Raw genomic sequence first — 18,429 nt, forward strand, 5'->3', positions numbered from 1 at the left:
CCCGTGCGTCGGACGACGTTGCCCAGTGGGGTGGAGGCCTGGCTGGTCACGCGGTACGCCGATGCCAAGCAGGCGCTGGCCGATCAGCGGCTCAGCAAGAACCCCGCGCATCACGACGAGCCCGCGCACGCCAAGGGCAAGACCGGTATCCCCGGTGAGCGCAAGGCCGAGCTGATGACGCATCTGCTCAACATCGACCCCCCGGACCACACCCGGCTGCGACGGCTCGTCAGCAAGGCGTTCACGCCCCGCAGGGTCGCCGAGTTCGCCCCGCGCGTGCAGGAGCTGACCGACCACCTCATCGACCAGTTCGCCGACCGGGGTTCCGCCGACCTCATCCACGAGTTCGCGTTCCCGCTCCCCATCTACGCCATCTGCGACCTGCTCGGCGTGCCCCGCGAGGACCAGGACGACTTCCGGGACTGGGCGGGCATGATGATCCGCCACCAGGGCGGTCCCCGGGGCGGAGTCGCGCGGTCCGTGAAGAAGATGCGCGGCTACCTCGCCGACCTCATCCACCGCAAGCGCGAGGCGCTGCCCGACATGCCCGCTCCCGGCGAGGACCTCATCTCCGGTCTCATCCGCGCCTCCGACCACGGCGAGCACCTCACCGAGAACGAGGCCGCCGCCATGGCCTTCATCCTTCTCTTCGCGGGGTTCGAGACCACGGTCAATCTGATCGGAAACGGCACCTTCGCCCTGCTGACCCACCCCGACCAGCGGGCCCGCCTCCAGGAGTCCCTCGCCGCGCAGGAGACGGCCCTCCTCGAGACCGGCGTGGAGGAACTCCTCCGCTACGACGGCCCCGTGGAGCTCGCCACCTGGCGCTTCGCCACGCAGCCGCTCACCGTCGGCGGCCAGGACATCGCCCCCGGCGACCCGGTCCTCGTCGTGCTCGCCGCCGCCGACCGGGACCCGGAGCGGTTCGCCGACCCCGACACGCTCGACCTCTCCCGCCGCGACAACCAGCACCTCGGCTACGGCCACGGCATCCACTACTGCCTCGGCGCCCCGCTCGCCCGCCTGGAGGGCCAGACCGCGCTGGCCACCCTGCTGCGCCGGCTCCCGGACCTCCGGCTCGCGGCGGAACCGGACGACCTGCGCTGGCGCGGGGGTCTCATCATGCGCGGACTGCGGACGCTTCCGGTCGAGTTCACCCCGAGCGGCTGAGCCGGCCGACTCGACGGACCGTCAGGTCAAATGTGACACACCCTCAAGTCTGTGATCTTCACGTGATCTGCGCGGCATTAACTTGTGACAAGTGATCGTCTGCCGATACGTTCACTCGTCAGCGCGGCGCCTCGCGTCAGCGGCGCCGCGCCGGTCCCTGCTGTCTTCGAAAGGCCCCCGCATGCTCTCCGGGAACGGTCGTCACCGTCGCCCCCGCCAGGCTCCGGCTCTCATCGTCGCGGCCGGAGTGACCGGCTCCGCCATCGCCATCCCGCTCCTCGGCGCCTCGGGCGCCAGCGCGGCCGAGGGCACCACCTGGGATCGGGTGGCGGAGTGCGAGAGCGGTGCCTCGTGGAGCGAGGACAGCGGCAACGGCTACTACGGCGGCCTCCAGGTCACCCAGGAGAACTGGGAGCGGTACGGCGGCACGAGGTACGCCGCCTCCGCGGACCAGGCCAGCCGCTCCCAGCAGATCGCCGTCGCCGAGCGCATCCTCGCCGACCAGGGCCTCGCCGCCTGGCCGACCTGCGGCCCGCTCTCCGGTCTCGACACCGAGTCGGGTTCGGTCGACATCGACACGGGAGTCGCGGACGATGAGTCCGCTTCGCCCGAATCATCGGAATCGACCAACTCTTCCGCCTCCTCCGGCGCGTCCGATTCGTCCGGTCTGCTCAACTCCCTCGACGGCGACTCCCTCGACAGCGATTCCGTCGACGGCTCCGCCGAGTCGGGGCCCAGCTCCTCCCCGTCGGCCAAAGCCACGGACAACTCGACCAAGTCGGACAAGTCATCCGAATCCGCGGATGCCGCCGAGTCGGCCGAGTCTTCGCAGTCGCCCGAGGGTGACTCCTCCCCGGAAGCCGAGAATGAGCCCGCGGCCACCCCGGGACGGGACAACTCGGACAACTCCGGCCAGATCCTGGGCGATTCCGCCCTCACCGACACCGGCTCCGGTGGCACCGGCCGCCACCGCGGCGAACCCGCCGACGAGAGCGCCGGCCGGAGTGGCGAGAAGAGTGCCGCGGACGGCTCGTACGTCGTCCGGGTCGGCGACAGTCTCGTCGGCATCGCCGACTCCCTTGACGTGAGCGGCGGATGGCGCGGGCTCTATACCGCGAACAAGGAGACCGTCGGCACCGACCCCGACCTCATCATCCCCGGTCAGACCCTTGAAGTAGTGGGCGAACCGGGCGAAAACCAGCGGTAGTTCACGTCACACTTAGTGCCGAATGTCCGGTTTGGCGAAAGTGTGGGATGAGTCTCAGAAGCCCTGATCGTCTTTGAAATTCCGCGGATCGCGTGTCTACCGTCGGACCGCTCGCCCAACACGAGCCCCGGCTGCCGCAACGCCGAATCCTGCCAGCGGCCGTCCGGGAACAGTCGTCGCGTCAAGCGCCGTAGGCAGGAGCGGGGGACCCAAGGTAAGCGCCGGAACCGGCGGTTGAGGCAACTCGACACCGGAACCGGCTTGGGGTGAAGCCGCGCACCGAAGGGTGCGCGGCCGGGCAACTCAACCGGCCCGAACCCGACAGCTCACCTCGCAGGCGTCGGTGAGGGGATCCACCATGCTGTTTTCCGGCAAGGGCAAGCACCGCCGTCCGTCCAAGGCCACCCGCGCCATCGCCATCGCCGGCGTCACCGGCGCCGCCGTCGCCGCTCCGCTGATGGTGGCCGGCAACGCCTCCGCCGCCACCGCCTCCGAGTGGGAGGCCGTCGCCCAGTGCGAGTCCGGCGGCAACTGGTCCATCAACACCGGCAACGGCTACTACGGCGGCCTGCAGTTCTCGGCCTCCACCTGGGCCGCGTACGGCGGCACCCAGTACGCCTCCACCGCCGACCAGGCCAGCAAGGCCCAGCAGATCGAGATCGCCGAGAAGGTGCTCGCCGGTCAGGGCAAGGGCGCGTGGCCGCACTGCGGCGTCGGCCTGTCGAGCGCCGCCTACACCGGCGGCTCGAGCGCCGGCTCCACCGAGAGCAGCCCCGAGGCCAGCCCCGAGACCTCCACCCGCTCGACCGAGGAGCAGTCCGCCTCGCGTTCCACCGAGCGTCCGGCGCAGAAGCAGAAGACCGTCACCACCCCGACCGGCAAGAAGGTCAAGAAGGGCGACGGCGAGTACAAGGTCGTCACCGGTGACACCCTCAGCACCATCGCCGAGGAGCACGACGTCAAGGGCGGCTGGGAGAAGCTCTTCAAGCTGAACAAGGACATCGTCACGGATGCCGACCTGATCTACCCCGGTCAGCAACTGCACCTCAAGTAGTCCCGTAGCCGAACCACAGCGCTCTCATAGACGCGTCCTTCACACTGAAGGCCTCGTGAGGGCCTCCCCCGTCCCCACGGGCCCCCCGCTCCGGTGCGTGTTCCCCCGTACGCACCGGAGCGGGGTTTTCTTTGCCTGGTTGTCACCAGCCCTTTGTTCCGCTGGCAAACAATGGGTACCGTCTGTCCTTGTCCACGGGACGGTCGGTCGGCTGGCCTATGTCCCAGAGGCGGATAGGCTCTAGTCGCAAGGCTCACGTGCCCCGCACTTCCAGCGTCACATCCCAAGAAGGAGATGCTCGTGCCGTCCATCGACGTCGTCGTAGCCCGGGAAATCCTGGACTCCCGAGGCAACCCCACGGTCGAGGTCGAGGTCGGCCTCGACGACGGCAGCACGGGTCGTGCCGCCGTTCCGTCCGGCGCTTCCACCGGCGCCTTCGAGGCCATCGAGCTCCGCGACGGTGACCCGAACCGCTACCACGGCAAGGGTGTCGAGAAGGCCGTCCTCGCCGTCATCGAGCAGATCGGCCCGGAGCTGGTCGGCTACGACGCCACCGAGCAGCGCCTGATCGACCAGGCGATGTTCGACCTGGACGCCACCGACAACAAGGGCTCGCTCGGCGCCAACGCCATCCTCGGCGTCTCGCTCGCCGTCGCCCACGCCGCCTCCGAGGCCAGCGACCTGCCGCTCTTCCGCTACCTGGGCGGCCCGAACGCGCACCTGCTGCCGGTGCCGATGATGAACATCCTGAACGGCGGCTCGCACGCCGACTCCAACGTGGACATCCAGGAGTTCATGATCGCCCCGATCGGCGCGGAGTCCTTCTCCGAGGCGCTGCGCTGGGGCACCGAGGTCTACCACACCCTCAAGAAGGTGCTGAAGGGCAAGGGCCTGGCCACCGGCCTCGGCGACGAGGGCGGCTTCGCCCCGAACCTCGGCTCCAACCGCGAGGCCCTCGACCTCATCCTCGAAGCGATCAAGGAAGCCGGCTACACCCCCGGCGAGCAGATCGCCCTCGCGCTCGACGTCGCCGCCTCCGAGTTCTACAAGGACGGCGTCTACACCTTCGAGGGCAAGGAGCGCTCGGCGGCCGAGATGACCGAGTACTACGCCGAGCTCGTCGAGGCGTACCCGCTGGTCTCCATCGAGGACCCGCTGTTCGAGGACGACTGGCAGGGCTGGCAGACCATCACCGAGAAGCTCGGTGACAAGGTCCAGCTCGTCGGCGACGACCTGTTCGTCACCAACCCGGAGCGCCTGGCCCGCGGCATCGAGGAGGGCGCGGCCAACGCGCTGCTCGTGAAGGTGAACCAGATCGGTTCGCTGACCGAGACCCTGGACGCCGTGGAGCTCGCCCAGCGCAGCGGCTTCAAGTGCATGATGTCCCACCGCTCCGGCGAGACCGAGGACGTCACCATCGCCGACCTCGCCGTCGCCACCAACTGCGGCCAGATCAAGACCGGCGCCCCGGCCCGCTCCGAGCGCGTCGCCAAGTACAACCAGCTGCTGCGCATCGAGGAGATCCTCGACGACGCCGCGGTGTACGCCGGCCGCTCGGCGTTCCCCCGGTTTCGCTCTGCGAACCAGTAGGGGCAGCAAGGGCTGAGGCTGCTGACGGCATAGCCAGTCGTACGTACGTCCCCGTACTCGGTCCCGTACCGTGTGCGGGGACGTACGCGCGTGTGTGAACGGGAGTGAGAGATGGCCGTCAAGGACCGGGACCGTTTCTCCACCACGACCAGGATCCGGTTGCTCGGGGAACAGACGGCGGCCCGTGTCTACCGCTCGCAGACCAAGCGGCAGGCCCGCCGCTCCCGGCTCACCGGCCGCGCGGCCCTGCTCGCCCTCGTCGTCTGCTCCCTGGTCGTCGCGCTCGCCTATCCGATAAGGCAGTACGTCGCCCAGCGCGCCGAGATCGCCGATCTGGAGCAGCAGAAGCAGCAGGCCCGCGAGCGGGTGGAGGAGCTGCGCGATCTCAAGGCACGCTGGCAGGACGACGCCTACGCGGAGCAGCGGATCCGGGAGCGGCTGCACTATGTGATGCCGGGTGAGACCGGTTTCGTGGTGGTCGATCCGGACGCGGCGAAGCAGACGCGCACCGACCTGGGCGCGGCGGACCGGCCCTGGTACGCGAACGTCTGGGACGGGGTCGACAAGTCCGACGCCGCCGACCGATAGATAGAGACGAAAGACTGTGATGGAAACGCCCCCGCCCACCACCCCGCGGACCGAGCCGACCGACGCGGACGTCGAGGCCTTCAAGCAGCAGCTCGGCCGGCCGCCGCGCGGGCTGCGGGCCATCGCGCACCGCTGCCCGTGCGGGCAGCCGGACGTGGTGGAGACGGCACCCCGGCTGCCGGACGGCACGCCCTTCCCGACGCTGTACTACCTGACGTGCCCGAAGGCGAACTCCGCGATCGGCACGCTGGAGGCGAACGGCGTGATGAAGGAGATGACCGAGCGGCTGGAGCGGGACCCCGAACTGGCCGCCGCCTACCGCGCCGCGCACGAGGACTACATCCGGCGCCGGGACGAGATCGAGGAGCTGACGGGCTTCCCGAGCGCGGGCGGCATGCCGGACCGGGTGAAGTGCCTGCACGTCCTGGTGGCCCACTCGCTGGCCGCCGGCCCCGGTGTCAACCCGCTCGGCGACGAGGCCCTCGCGATGCTGCCGCAGTGGTGGCGCAAGGGGACGTGTGTGACGCAGGGTCAGGAGGCGGCCGGATGACCCGCGTCGCCGCCATCGACTGCGGTACCAACTCCATCCGGCTCCTCGTCGCCGACTGCGACCCGGCGACGGGCGAACTGGTCGATCTGGACCGCCGTATGACCATCGTGCGGCTCGGGCAGGGCGTGGACCGGACCGGGCGGCTCGCCCCCGAGGCGCTGGAGCGGACCTTCGTCGCCTGCCGCGAGTACGCGGCGGCCATCAAGGAGCACGGCGCCGAGCGCGTCCGCTTCGTGGCCACCTCCGCCTCCCGGGACGCCGAGAACCGCGAGGACTTCGTGCGCGGGGTCGTCGGCATCCTCGGGGTCGAGCCCGAGGTGATCAGCGGGGACCAGGAGGCCGAGTTCTCCTTCACCGGCGCCACCCGGGAGCTGGCCGGGCAGGATCACCTGCCCAAGCCCTACCTGGTGGTGGACATCGGCGGCGGGTCGACCGAGTTCGTCGTGGGGGAGGAGCACGTGCGCGCCGCGCGCTCCGTCGACATCGGGTGCGTGCGGATGACCGAGCGGCACCTGGTGCGGGACGGAGTCGTCTCCGACCCACCCTGCGAGGAGCAGATCGCCGCCGTACGGGCCGACATCGAGGCCGCTCTCGACCTCGCCGAGCGGACCGTGCCGCTGCGGGAGGCGCACACCCTGGTGGGGCTCGCCGGGTCCGTCACCACGGTCTCCGCCATCGCCCAGGAGCTGCCCGCCTACGACTCGGCGGCCATCCACCACTCCCGGGTCTCCCGCGACCGCGTCCGCGAGATCACCGAGTGGCTGCTGCGTTCCACCCACGCCGAGCGCGCCGCGATTCCCGCGATGCACCCCGGCCGCGTGGACGTCATCGCGGCGGGGGCCCTCGTCCTGCTGGCGATCATGGAGCGGATCGGTGCCGAGGAGGTCGTCGTCAGTGAGCACGACATCCTCGACGGCATCGCCTGGTCGGTGGCGTAGCTCTCCTTTGTTACTGATCGGTAGCCTCGGCTGAGCAGGTCAGGTAGCGTCTGAGCGCGTTCGAGGGGTCCTTGAGGGCCCCTCGGCGACACCCCGTCGGGAAAGTTCGTGAAGTTCTTCACAAGGAATTTGGCCCGCTAGGGGTCCGGAAGGGGGCCGGTTGACCCTTCCGAGGGTCCCGCACCCGCTTGAACGTGTTCAGAAGGGGTCCGGGAGGGTCCAGGGAGAGGGGCTCGCGAGGGACTGTTTCGGGGGGCTCACGGTGGCCCCGAACGCTCAGAGAGGCAGCTCACGCGGCATTGACAACGGTCCGCCGTACACCGCGGTTCCCCCTCGCCGCCATGACATGGATCACGTGAGCGGCGGAGGATAGCACACCCCTTGAGGAAGCTTGTGAAGGGGCGCACGAGCGACCCCCCTGAGGCGGGTGGATACTCGATGGCATGAGCACCACGGAGCGTCCCAGGATCCTCGTAGTAGGCGGTGGGTACGTAGGCCTGTACGCAGCTCGGCGCATTCTCAAGAAGATGCGCTACGGCGAGGCGACCGTCACGGTCGTCGACCCCCGGTCGTACATGACCTACCAGCCCTTCCTCCCCGAAACCGCCGCCGGCAGCATCTCCCCGCGCCACGTCGTCGTCCCGCTGCGACGCGTGCTGCCCAAGGCGGAGGTCCTCACCGGCCGGGTCACCACCATCGACCAGGACCGCAAGGTCGCCACGATCGCCCCCCTCGTGGGCGAGGCGTACGAGCTGCCGTTCGACTACCTGGTCATCGCGATGGGCGCGGTCTCCCGCACCTTCCCGATCCCCGGCCTCGCCGAGCAAGGCATCGGCATGAAGGGCATCGAGGAGGCCATCGGCCTGCGCAACCACGTGCTGGAGCAGCTGGACAAGGCCGACTCCACCACCGACGAGGAGATCCGCCGCAAGGCGCTCACCTTCGTCTTCATCGGCGGTGGCTTCGCGGGCGCGGAGACCATCGGCGAGGTCGAGGACATGGCCCGCGACGCGGCCAAGTACTACTCCAACGTCTCCCGCGAGGACATGCGGTTCATCCTCGTCGACGCCGCGGACAAGATCCTCCCCGAGGTCGGCCCCAAGCTCGGCCAGTACGGCAAGGAGCACCTGGAGGCCCGCGGGGTCGAGGTCTACCTCTCCACCTCCATGGACTCCTGCGTCGACGGCCACGTGGTGCTGAAGAACGGCCTGGAGGTCGACTCCAGCACCATCGTCTGGACGGCCGGCGTCAAGCCGAACCCCGTCCTCAGCCGCTTCGGCCTGCCGCTCGGCCCCCGCGGTCACGTCGACTGCCGGCCGACCCTCCAGGTCACCGGCACCGACTACATCTGGGCCGCGGGCGACAACGCCCAGGTCCCGGACCTGGCCGGCCGCAAGGCCGGTAACCCGAACGCCTGGTGCCCGCCCAACGCGCAGCACGCGCTGCGGCAGGCCAAGGTCCTCGGCGACAACGTGGTCTCCGGCATGCGGGGCTTCCCGCAGAAGGACTACAGCCACGCCAACAAGGGTGCGGTGGCGGGCCTCGGCCTCCACAAGGGCGTCGCGATGATCGTCATGGGCAAGATGAAGATCAAGCTCAAGGGCCGGCTGGCGTGGTACATGCACCGCGGCTACCACGGCCTGGCGATGCCGACCTGGAACCGCAAGATCCGCGTCTTCGCCGACTGGACGCTCGGCATGTTCCTCAAGCGCGAGGTCGTCGCCCTGGGTGCTCTGGAGTCCCCGCGCGAGGAGTTCTACGAGGCGGCCAAGCCGGCGCCCGCGGCTCCCGCGAAGGCCGAGAAGACCGTGAAGACCGAGGAGAAGGCCAAGGCCTCCTGACCTCGGGTCACTGATCCATCCGAAGGGCCTCCCGCCATCCGTGGTGCGGGAGGCCCTTCGGCGTCGTACGGCGGCGCCGACGAGACGCCGAAGGGCCCCGCTCCCTCGGGAAGCGGGGCCCTTTTCCGGCTCTTCGGCCGGTGCCCTACTGCGACTTGATCGCCGCGAGCATGTTCAGCCGTGCCGCCCGCCGGGCCGGCCACAGCGCCGCCAGCACCCCCACGGTCGCCGCCAGCAGCAGGAAGACGCCCATCCGGGCCCAGGGCAGGACCAGTTCGTACGTCGCCATCCGCGACGCGAGCAGTTCACCGGCCGCCCAGCCGAAGAACACGCCCAGGCCGATACCCAGCACCCCGCCGAACAGCGAGATCACCAGGGACTCCAGCCGGACCATCCGCTTGATGCCCTTGCGGTCCAGGCCGATCGCGCGGAGCATGCCGATCTCCTGGGACCGCTCGAACACCGACATCGCGAGGGTGTTGATGACGCCGAGCACCGCCACGATCACCGCCATCGCGAGCAGTCCGTAGACCATGTTCAGGATCAGCGTGAACATCTGCGCGATCTCGGTGGAGAGGTCCTTCTTGTCCTGGACCTTGATCGCCGGGTTGGCGCCCAGCGCCTTCTCCAGCGCGTCCTTCGTCGCCTCCGAGGCACCGGCGGCCGTCTTCACCATGACCTGCATGTCGGTCGGGTCGGTGAGGTGGGGAGTGAGCGTGCCGTTGTCGAGCATGATCCCGCTGATCATCTCGTTGCCCACGTACACCCCGGCGACCGTCAGGCGCTCGGCCTTGCCGTCCTCGTAGTGCGCGGTGAAGCTCGAACCGGTGCGCCAGCCGTGCGCGGCGGCGGTGTCGTCGTCGACGACCACCCGGGTGCCGCCGACCTCGAAGGTGCCGCTGTCCATGGGCAGTTCGGTCAGGTCGGCGATCGAGGAGCCGTCGACGCCGGTCAGGTACTCGGTCTCGCCGTCGATCCGGGAGGGGGCGTTGCGCAGCGGGCTGGTGGCCGTGACCCCGTCCAGCTCGCGCAGCTTGCCGTCGATGTCGGGGGAGAGGCCGTTGCCGTTCGCCATGGAGACCACGTAGTCCGCGCGCAGCGCCGAACTGGCCATCTTGTCGATCGCCTGCTGGAGGCTGCCCGCCATCACGGTCATCCCGGTGATCAGGGTGAGCCCGATCATCAGCGCCGAGGCGGTGGTGGCCGTACGGCGGGGGTTGCGCACGGAGTTCTGCCGGGCGAGCTTGCCCGAGACCCCGAAGATCCGCAGTACCGGAGAGGCCGCCGCGATCAGCGGGCGGGACAGCAGCGGCGTCAGGACGAAGACACCGATGATCAGCAGGACCGCGCCGAGACCCATGGGGGCCTGACCGTCCGAGCCGTCCATCGCCGTCGCCGCCAGGACGACCGCGACCCCCGCGCCGGCGAACAGCGCGCCGAGCGTGTTGCGCAGCACCAGCGACTTGGTCGTGGCCGGGGCGTGCAGGCTGCTCATCGCCGCGACCGGCGCGATCTTCGCCGCCCGGCGGCCCGGCAGCCAGGCCGCCAGCATGGTGATCACCACGCCGACCGCGAGCGCGGTCACGACCGTGCCGGGCGAGATCACCAGCGGCCCGTCGGGGGCGGTCGCGTCGAGCGAGCCCATGAGCGAGCGCAGGCCCGCCCCGATGCCGATGCCCGCGACCAGACCGGCCACTCCGGCCACCGCGCCGACCACGAACGCCTCGATCAGCACCGACCGGGTGATCTGCCGGCGCGAGGCGCCGACCGCCCGCAGCAGTGCGAGCTCCCGGGTGCGCTGGGCGACCAGCATGGTGAAGGTGTTGGCGATGATGAAGGTGCCCACGAAGAGCGCGATGCCCGCGAAGACGAGCAGCATCTGCCGGAAGCTGCCCATCTCGGAGGAGATCCGCTCCGCCTGGTCGTCGGCGAGTTGGCGGCCGGTGGTCGTCTCGACGAGGTCGCCGGGCAGCGCCTTGTCCAGCGCGGCCTTGAGCGCGGCCTGGCTGACGCCCGCCTCGGCCCGGACGTCGATCTCGTCGTACGTCCCGGACTTGCCGAACAGCCGCTGGGCGGTCGCCGTGTCGAACAGGGCCAGGCTGCCGCCCGCGGCGACATTGCCGTCGTCGGTGGTGAAGATGCCGGTGACGGTCGGCTTCAGCACCGGGCCGTCGACCGAGATCCGTACGGTGTCGCCGACCCGGTATCCGCCCCGCTCGGCGGTCTTGGCGTCGAGCAGCACCTCGTCCTTGCCGCTCGGGGCGTGCCCGTCGACCAGCGGGTAGCGGGGGTCCTCGGCGCCGGAGTAGTTGCCGCCCTCCGACTGCCAGCCCTTGCCGATGAGGTCGCCGTCCTTGTCGGCGATGGCGGTGAAGCCGCCCACGACGCCGGTGGCGGAGGCGGCCCCCGGCACCTTCGCGCTCTCGGCGAGCAGCGCCTCCGTCAGTTCGGGGGTCTTGCCGACCGTATTGCCCTTGCTCTCCTGGTGATCGGGCCGGACGGCCACGTCGACATGGTCGAAGCCCTTGGCGGAGCTGTTGCGGTAGGCGTCGGAGATGGTGTTGGTGAAGACCAGCGTGCCGGAGACGAAGGCCACGCCGAGCATCACGGCGAGCACGGTCATCATGAGGCGGGCTTTGTGCGCGAGGACGTTGCGCAGGGCGGTGCGGAACATCAGCTGGTGCGGCCCTTCGCGTCGAACTGCTTCAGGAAGTCCAGGACCCCGTCGGCGGTGGGGCGGTACATCTCGTCCACGATCCGGCCGTCGGCGAGGAAGACCACCCGGTCCGCGTAGGCGGCGGCCACCGGGTCATGGGTCACCATCACCACGGTCTGCCCCAACTCCCGTACGGAGTTGCGCAGGAAGCCCAGCACCTCGGCGCCGGAGCGGGAGTCGAGGTTTCCGGTCGGCTCGTCGCCGAAGATGATGTCCGGCCGGGAGGCGAGCGCGCGGGCCACGGCGACCCGCTGCTGCTGACCGCCGGAGAGCTGGGAGGGGCGGTGGGAGAGCCGGTCGGCCAGCCCCACCATCCGGATCACCGAGTCGAGCCACTCCTTGTCGGGCTTGCGTCCCGCGATGGCCATCGGGAGGGTGATGTTCTCCCGCGCGGTCAGCGTCGGCAGCAGGTTGAACGCCTGGAAGATGAAGCCGATCTTGTCCCGGCGCAACTTGGTGAGCTGCTTGTCCTTCAGCGACCCCAGCTCGGTCTCGCCGATGCGCACCGAGCCGGAGGAGAAGGTGTCGAGGCCCGCCACGCAGTGCATCAGCGTGGACTTGCCGGAGCCGGACGGGCCCATGATCGCGGTGAACTCGGCCTGCCGGAAGTCGACGGAGACCCGGTCCAGGGCGACCACCTGGGTCTCGCCCTGTCCGTAGATCTTCGACAGATCCGTGGCGCGCGCGGCCACGGCGGTGGCCCGGCCGGCGATGGATGCGGTGGTCACGAGTAGGCGCTCCTCGACAGAAGACGAAGTGTTTCGGGGACGTCTTCCATCGTCATGGCCGCCGGTGTCCCTGGAGTCAGCCGCTGTTCCGGTTCCGAAGGCAGTCTCGGGTCGGACCGGGAGCGGCGGTGTCATACCTGGGGATGACGGCGACCCCCGAGAAGGGTCGTGTCGAGAACAGGTGGAGCGTCCTTGTTCAAGCGGTGAAATTCCGTCATTCCGCATACGTGGCCGAGCATCGCACGCAAGGCTATTGGCAAGTGCGGATGGCCCGTTCCGTGGGCTGATGCACCCTCAGACGTCAATAAAATAAGACAACATCGCGCCGTCTCCCCCCTGTTCGGGGGATGCGTCCCGATAGGCTCGGAACCTCGACGCGGAGCCCATGGCCTGCCCGGATGGTGGAATGCAGACACGGCGAGCTTAAACCTCGCTGCCCCTCGCGGGCGTACCGGTTCAAGTCCGGTTCCGGGCACCTCCGACCTACGCGCGGCCGCCGTTCCGCGGCCCGATTCCGTGCACCCTTCATCGAGAACTTCACCGCACCGACCGTTGACAGCGGCTGATTGCGGTCGGAGACTCATGCCACCAGGCCAGTGAAACAAACTTCACCAGACGAACATCACGTGGAAGGGAACGACCGATGCGCACCACCGTCGGCATCATCGGAGCCGGCCCCGCGGGCCTCCTCCTCGCCCGGCTCCTCACCGACGCCGGCATCGACTCGGTCGTCCTGGAGAGCCGCGACCGCCCCTACGTCGAACAGCGCCAGCGGGCCGGAATCCTGGAACAGGGCACCGTCGACGTCCTGCGCGCGGCCGGGGCCGCCGAGCGCATGGACCGCGAGGGCCTGCGCCACGACGGCATAGAGCTCCGCTACGACCGCACCCGCCACCGCGTCGACTTCCCCGCCCTCACCGGCGGCCGGTCGGTGATGGTCTACGCCCAGACCGAGGTCTGCAAGGACCTCATCGCCCTCCAGCTCAAGGACGGCGGCCCGCTCCTCTTCGAGGCCGAGGCCCTCGCCGTGGAGGACGCCGCCACCGACCGCCCGCGCGTCCGCTTCCGCCACGAGGGCCGCGAGGACGTCCTGGACTGCGACTACGTCGTCGGCTGCGACGGCTTCTGGGGCGTGGCGAGGAAGGCGGTCCCCGCCGACCTGAGCCGGACCTTCGAGCGGACGTACCCCTTCGCCTGGCTCGGCATCCTGGCCGACGTACCGCCCTCCCACGACGAGCTGGTCTACGCCCGCCACGACCGCGGCTTCGCCCTGCTGTCCATGCGCTCCCCCTCCGTCTCCCGCCTCTACCTCCAGGTGCCGGAGGGCACGGCACCCGAGTCCTGGACCGACGACGAGATCTGGGCCGAGCTGGAGCGCCGCTTCGAGACGGACGACGACTGGCGGCTCGCCCGCGGCCCGATCACCCAGAAGTCGGTCACCCCGATGCGCTCCTACGTCCACGAGCCCATGCGCCACGGCCGGCTCTTCCTGGCCGGCGACGCGGCGCACATCGTGCCGCCGACCGGAGCCAAGGGGCTGAACCTGGCCGTGGGGGACGTGGTGACCTTCGCGCGGGCCCTGATCCACCGGCGGGAGACCGGTTCGGCCGAACTGCTCGACGCCTACTCGGCGACCTGTCTGCGGCGGGTGTGGCAGGCCGAGCGGTTCTCCTACGACATGACGACGCTGCTGCACCGCGCCCCGGACGCCACCCCCTTCGAGGACCGGCTCCAGCTCGCCCGGCTCGCGCGGATCACGTCCTCCCGGGCCGCCGAGACCGAGCTGGCCGAGGCGTACACGGGCTTCCCGGTCGACTGATCACCGATGGGTTCCGGCCATGTCCCGGGTTGGTCATTAATGGGGCCCTCCGGTACCGGGAATCACGGATCCGCGTAGCGTGTTGCGCAGCACAGCGGGGGAAAGATCCTCCCCAGGCAGTAGAGTCTTTCTTTTGCCTTTCCATTACTCTTGAGCCAAGGCTGCGCAGGGTGGCCATGGAGGAGTGAAATGAGGAGCAGCAACCCGGTCTTCTCGCGACGGGGGTTCAGCCGCGACAACGGCCACGCGGGCTTCAGCGCCCAGCCGCAGGCCGGGGGCGCCGCTGTGGGCACGCAGGGCAACCCGTACGCCCAGCCGCAGGGGGCCAACCCCTACGCCCAGAACCCGTACGCGCAGAACCCTTACGCCCAGCAGGACCTTCAGCACGGCGCGCCCCCGCAGGCGCCGGTCACCACTGGCCGGATGACGCTGGACGACGTCATCATGCGCACCGGCACGACCCTCGGTGTCCTGATGGTCTTCGCCGCGCTCGCCTGGGCGCTGCTGCCGGTCGACGACGCCAACATCGGCAAGTCGTACGGCATCGCCATCGGCGCCGGCCTGATCGGCATGGTCCTGGCGCTGGTGCAGTCCTTCAAGCGCAAGGCCTCGCCCGCGCTGATCCTGGCGTACGCCGCGTTCGAGGGCGTGTTCCTCGGCGTGGTCTCCAGTGTCGTGGACAACCGCATCGCCGACGGTGCGGCCATGCAGGCCGTGCTCGGCACGATGGCGGTCTTCGTCAGCGTGCTGGTGGCGTACAAGGCGGGCTGGATCCGCGTCAACCGCCGCTTCGTCGGCTTCGTGATGGCGGCCGCGCTCGGCTTCATCGTGCTGATGGCGATCAACCTGCTGTTCGCGGTGTTCGGCGGCGGTGACGGCCTCGGCTTCCGCAGCGGTCCGCTCGGCATCATCATGGGCGTCGTCGGCATCCTGCTCGGCGCGTGCTTCCTCGCCCTGGACTTCAAGCAGGTCGAGGACGGCATCGCCTACGGTGCCCCGCGCGAGGAGGCCTGGCTCGCCGCCTTCGGCCTCACGCTGACGCTGGTCTGGATCTACATGGAGTTCCTGAGGATCATCGCGATCCTCAACAGCAGCGACTGATTCGCCGCTTCGGAAGGGCCCCGGGTTGCACGACCCGGGGCCCTTCGGCGTCTTCGAAGCAGTGCGCGGCTAGAGGAACTTGCGCGCGGCCCTCCTCAGGTCGTACTCGTGGACGATCGCCTTCGCGTGGCCGTACGCGAGGTCGTATTCGTGGCGAAGCCAGCTGACCTTCTCCTCGAAGCGGACGAGGGACGGGCCGTCTTCAACGGTGCGGAGCCAGTCGGAGACTTCACGACCGGTGCAATGAGGGATGCGGGCGAGCATGTTGCGGTGGGTCTCCTCGGAGAGGACGTGGGACATCGGCGCCTCCGGACGCAGGGGATGTAAGCCGGTCCTTCAGGTCACCGTGCCTGAGCGTTCGCGTGTTGGCAACAGTGCGGGTGCTGCGCGTACGGTTGCCGCGTGGTGGATACTTCGCGTCTGACCCGGGCTGTTGATCACTTCGCCGACCGTTTGCGGGCCGCTCCGCAGTCCCGGCTGCAACGGGGGGCCGCGGCGGAGGCGCTGGCGCTGGCGCGGGAGTTGGCCCGGCGGGCGCAGGTCCTGGAGGCGCCGGAGGCCGAGCCCCGGGTCATGCCCGATGCGGGGATGTTCGCCGCCGCTGATCAAATCACGGTCGCCGTGCATGACTTGGGCCTCGTGCTCACGGACGAGGCCCAGGTGGACGAGGCGATGGAGCTGGTGGCGGAGGCGCAGAAGCGGGCGGGGGTCTAGGCCGCGTCGGCGGGCCGCGGCCCGGGGGAGCTGTCGCGCAGCTCCCCGCACCCCTGATCTACAGGCTCGCTATGACCCTGTCCGCCAGGATGTACACGTTCTCCTCGCCGCACGCGAAGGTCAGGGTGTACGCGCCCGATATGGCCGAACCGCCGAGCAGGACCGGGGTCTCGCCGGCGCGGAGGGCCTGGGCCAGGCGCTCCGCCGTCTCGCGGTGGCCCGGGGTCATGCACAGAGTGGTGCCGTCGGCGAAGACGTAGACGTCGAGGGTGCCGAGCGGGCCCGGGCGGACGTCGGTCAGTTCGGTGGCGGAGGCGGCGAGGTCCTCAAGGGCCGCGACCGTACGCTCATGGTCGTTCACGACCGGTGACTGCACCGGTACGAAGTCCGGGTGCGAGGGGTGCCGGCGTCGGGCCGCGGCCAGTTCCGGGGAGTCCCCGGCGAACTCGTCGGCGTCCGCCGCCGCCTCGGTCACGGGCTCCAGGGACTCGAGGCCCACGAAGTCGGCCGGCCGGGGCAGGAACAGCTCGCTGTCGCTCAGGCCCAGCAGCGTCGGCGCGTCGGAGGCGTCCCGGGCCTCCTGGGCCGCCCAGAACGCGCGCGCCTCCGCGAGCTCGCGCTCACGCTCCTCCGCCAGGGCCTCGGCCACCGCGGCGCGTATCTCGTCGGTGTCCGGGGACAGACGGGCGGCGGGCACCAGACCCCGGGCCGCGGCCGCGTTGTTCGCGGCGAGCTCGGTGTGCAGGGCCGCGACCTGCCGGCGCAGCACCATGAGCGTGCGCAGAACGGCGACGCCCACGGCGCCGGTGGCTGCCGTGGTGAGCAGGAGGGCAATCGGCATGGCGCTCACTGACGTACTCCCGGTTCAAAGTCGACCCCCGACTTCCTACATCAGCTTGAAGGGCGGACTAACCAGCTGTCAGTGCGTAACGTCACGAATCGGACAGGACTTTGGTCCTGCCAGGTGTCGTGGGAACGCCTCTGACCTGCGAACTCCCTCAACCGAGGGAGATAGGTCACATCCTGGGGGAGATTGGATCACAAATAGGCCCAGAACCGGGGCGGTTACCGGGTTCTGGGCCTATGGGTCACTCAGTGCATTACTGCGGTCACGGTCAGCTCAGGCGCTCGATGACCATGGCCATGCCCTGGCCGCCGCCGACGCACATCGTCTCCAGACCGAACTGCTTGTCGTGGAACTGGAGGGAGTTGATCAGCGTGCCGGTGATCCGGGCGCCGGTCATGCCGAAGGGGTGACCGACGGCGATGGCGCCGCCGTTGACGTTCAGCTTCTCCAGCGGGATGCCCAGGTCGCGGTAGGAGGGGATCACCTGCGCGGCGAACGCCTCGTTGATCTCGACCAGGTCGATGTCGTCGATGGACAGACCGGCCCGGCGCAGCGCCTGCTGCGAGGCCTCGACCGGGCCGAGGCCCATGATCTCGGGGGACAGGCCCGAGACGCCGGTGGAGACGATGCGGGCGAGCGGGGTCAGACCGAGCTCGCGGGCCTTGGTGTCGCTCATGATGACGACCGCGGCGGCGCCGTCGTTCAGCGGGCAGCAGTTGGCGGCGGTGACCATGCCGTCGGGGCGGAACACGGGCTTGAGGCCCTGGACGCCCTCCAGGGTGACGCCGGCGCGCGGGCCGTCGTCCTTGGCGACGACCGTGCCGTCGGGGAGGGTCACCGGGGTGATCTCGCGCTCCCAGAAGCCGTTCTTGATGGCTTCCTCGGCGAGGTTCTGCGAGCGGACGCCGAACTCGTCCATGTCCTGGCGGGTGACGCCCTTCCAGCGGGCGAGGTTCTCGGCGGTCTGGCCCATCGCGATGTAGGCGTCCGGGACGAGACCGTCCTCGCGCGGGTCGTGCCAGGTGGTGCCCTCCTGCTGGGCGACGGCCTCGGTACGGGCCTCGGCCTCGGCGAAGAAGGGGTTGTGCGTGTCGGGCAGCGAGTCGGAGTTGCCCTTGGTGAAGCGGGAGACCATCTCGACGCCGGCCGAGATGAAGACGTCGCCCTCACCGGCCTTGATGGCGTGCAGGGCCATGCGGGAGGTCTGGAGGGAGGAGGAGCAGTACCGGGTGACGGTGCAGCCGGGGAGGTGGTCCATCCCCATCTGCACGGCCACGATCCGGCCGAGGTTGTTGCCCTGCTCGCCGCCGGGCAGGCCGCAGCCGAGCATCAGGTCGTCGATGTCCCGCGGGTCGAGCTCCGGGACCTTGGCGAGGGCGGCCTGGATGATCGTGGCGGTGAGATCGTCCGGGCGCAGGTCCTTGAGGGAGCCCTTGAAGGCGCGGCCGATGGGGGAGCGGGCGGTCGAGACGATCACGGCTTCGGGCATCACGGCTCCATTGGCGTCCGGGGCAGAGGGCTGGTTGGGAAGTTACCTGTACGTAAGCCATCGGTCACGGCCATCAG

General features: G+C 69.8%; 16 protein-coding genes, 1 tRNA gene and 1 riboswitch. Of the genes, 12 read left to right on the forward strand and 5 right to left on the reverse strand.

The genetic code is table 11. The features are described from left to right. The 8 genes from M8H82_RS35690 to M8H82_RS35725 all read left to right on the forward strand — a co-directional run. Positions 1-1,170, forward strand: a 1,170-nt coding sequence (locus tag M8H82_RS35690) for a cytochrome P450 (protein ID WP_250079792.1), incomplete at its 5' end; no start/stop codon positions are given. A 181-nt stretch (positions 1,171-1,351) separates the two neighbouring features. Continuing rightward, a complete protein-coding gene (locus M8H82_RS35695) occupies positions 1,352-2,377 on the forward strand; it encodes a transglycosylase family protein (RefSeq protein WP_250079794.1) in 1,026 nt (341 codons plus the stop codon). Positions 2,378-2,553: 176 nt separating this feature from the next. Then, a riboswitch (cyclic di-AMP (ydaO/yuaA leader) is annotated at positions 2,554-2,732 on the forward strand. Between the two features lie 3 nt (positions 2,733-2,735). Next, positions 2,736-3,431 (forward strand): transglycosylase family protein, encoded by a 696-nt coding sequence (locus M8H82_RS35700; RefSeq protein ID WP_250079796.1) that lies wholly within the window; start codon positions 2,736-2,738, stop codon positions 3,429-3,431. A gap of 300 nt (positions 3,432-3,731) precedes the next feature. Beyond that, positions 3,732-5,021, forward strand: a complete 1,290-nt coding sequence (eno, locus tag M8H82_RS35705; protein ID WP_250079797.1) for a phosphopyruvate hydratase — start codon at positions 3,732-3,734, stop codon at positions 5,019-5,021. A 111-nt stretch (positions 5,022-5,132) separates the two neighbouring features. Beyond that, positions 5,133-5,609 carry a septum formation initiator family protein gene (locus M8H82_RS35710; protein ID WP_250079799.1) on the forward strand — a complete coding sequence of 159 codons (477 nt, stop codon included), beginning with the start codon at positions 5,133-5,135 and terminating at the stop codon, positions 5,607-5,609. A gap of 19 nt (positions 5,610-5,628) precedes the next feature. After that, on the forward strand, positions 5,629-6,159 hold the full coding sequence (locus M8H82_RS35715) for a DUF501 domain-containing protein (protein WP_250079801.1): 531 nt from the start codon (positions 5,629-5,631) through the stop codon (positions 6,157-6,159). After that, positions 6,156-7,097, forward strand: coding sequence for a Ppx/GppA phosphatase family protein (locus M8H82_RS35720; RefSeq protein ID WP_250079803.1), 942 nt, complete (start codon positions 6,156-6,158; stop codon positions 7,095-7,097). The genes M8H82_RS35715 and M8H82_RS35720 overlap by 4 nt, the downstream gene beginning before the upstream one ends. Before the next feature lie 443 nt (positions 7,098-7,540). Next, positions 7,541-8,938, forward strand: coding sequence for an NAD(P)/FAD-dependent oxidoreductase (locus M8H82_RS35725; protein ID WP_250079805.1), 1,398 nt, complete (start codon positions 7,541-7,543; stop codon positions 8,936-8,938). A gap of 145 nt (positions 8,939-9,083) precedes the next feature. Here M8H82_RS35725 and M8H82_RS35730 read toward each other — a convergent pair whose 3' ends face one another. Then, positions 9,084-11,612: an ABC transporter permease gene (locus M8H82_RS35730; RefSeq protein WP_250079808.1), complete on the reverse strand. Its 2,529-nt coding sequence runs from the start codon at positions 11,610-11,612 to the stop codon at positions 9,084-9,086. After that, entirely contained in the window at positions 11,612-12,382 is a 771-nt protein-coding gene (locus M8H82_RS35735) for an ABC transporter ATP-binding protein (protein ID WP_250079810.1), read from the reverse strand. Before M8H82_RS35735 ends, M8H82_RS35730 begins: the two co-directional genes overlap by 1 nt. A gap of 392 nt (positions 12,383-12,774) precedes the next feature. Between M8H82_RS35735 and M8H82_RS35740 the strand changes: the two genes are divergently transcribed. The 3 genes from M8H82_RS35740 (at position 12,775) to M8H82_RS35750 (ending at position 15,302) form a co-directional block, all read left to right on the forward strand. Continuing rightward, positions 12,775-12,857, forward strand: a tRNA-Leu gene (locus tag M8H82_RS35740). 168 nt (positions 12,858-13,025) lie between these two features. After that, entirely contained in the window at positions 13,026-14,201 is a 1,176-nt protein-coding gene (locus M8H82_RS35745; RefSeq protein WP_250079812.1) for a 4-hydroxybenzoate 3-monooxygenase, read from the forward strand. Positions 14,202-14,390: 189 nt separating this feature from the next. Further along, positions 14,391-15,302: a Bax inhibitor-1/YccA family protein gene (locus M8H82_RS35750; protein ID WP_250079814.1), complete on the forward strand. Its 912-nt coding sequence runs from the start codon at positions 14,391-14,393 to the stop codon at positions 15,300-15,302. Positions 15,303-15,371: 69 nt separating this feature from the next. Here the strand turns inward: M8H82_RS35750 and M8H82_RS35755 are convergent, their stop codons facing one another. After that, entirely contained in the window at positions 15,372-15,602 is a 231-nt protein-coding gene (locus tag M8H82_RS35755; protein WP_250079816.1) for a DUF4287 domain-containing protein, read from the reverse strand. 102 nt (positions 15,603-15,704) lie between these two features. Here M8H82_RS35755 and M8H82_RS35760 point away from each other — a divergent pair, with 102 nt between their 5' ends. Further along, on the forward strand, positions 15,705-16,016 hold the full coding sequence (locus M8H82_RS35760; RefSeq protein ID WP_250079819.1) for a hypothetical protein: 312 nt from the start codon (positions 15,705-15,707) through the stop codon (positions 16,014-16,016). 58 nt (positions 16,017-16,074) lie between these two features. Here M8H82_RS35760 and M8H82_RS35765 read toward each other — a convergent pair whose 3' ends face one another. Both M8H82_RS35765 and M8H82_RS35770 read right to left on the reverse strand, forming a co-directional pair. Then, positions 16,075-16,857: a hypothetical protein gene (locus M8H82_RS35765; RefSeq protein WP_250079821.1), complete on the reverse strand. Its 783-nt coding sequence runs from the start codon at positions 16,855-16,857 to the stop codon at positions 16,075-16,077. 274 nt (positions 16,858-17,131) lie between these two features. Continuing rightward, positions 17,132-18,352, reverse strand: coding sequence for an acetyl-CoA C-acetyltransferase (locus tag M8H82_RS35770; protein WP_250079822.1), 1,221 nt, complete (start codon positions 18,350-18,352; stop codon positions 17,132-17,134). Positions 18,353-18,429: the final 77 nt, after the last annotated feature.

The organism is Streptomyces sp. YS415, assembly GCF_023544665.1.
Classification (GTDB): Bacteria; Actinomycetota; Actinomycetes; order Streptomycetales; family Streptomycetaceae; genus Streptomyces.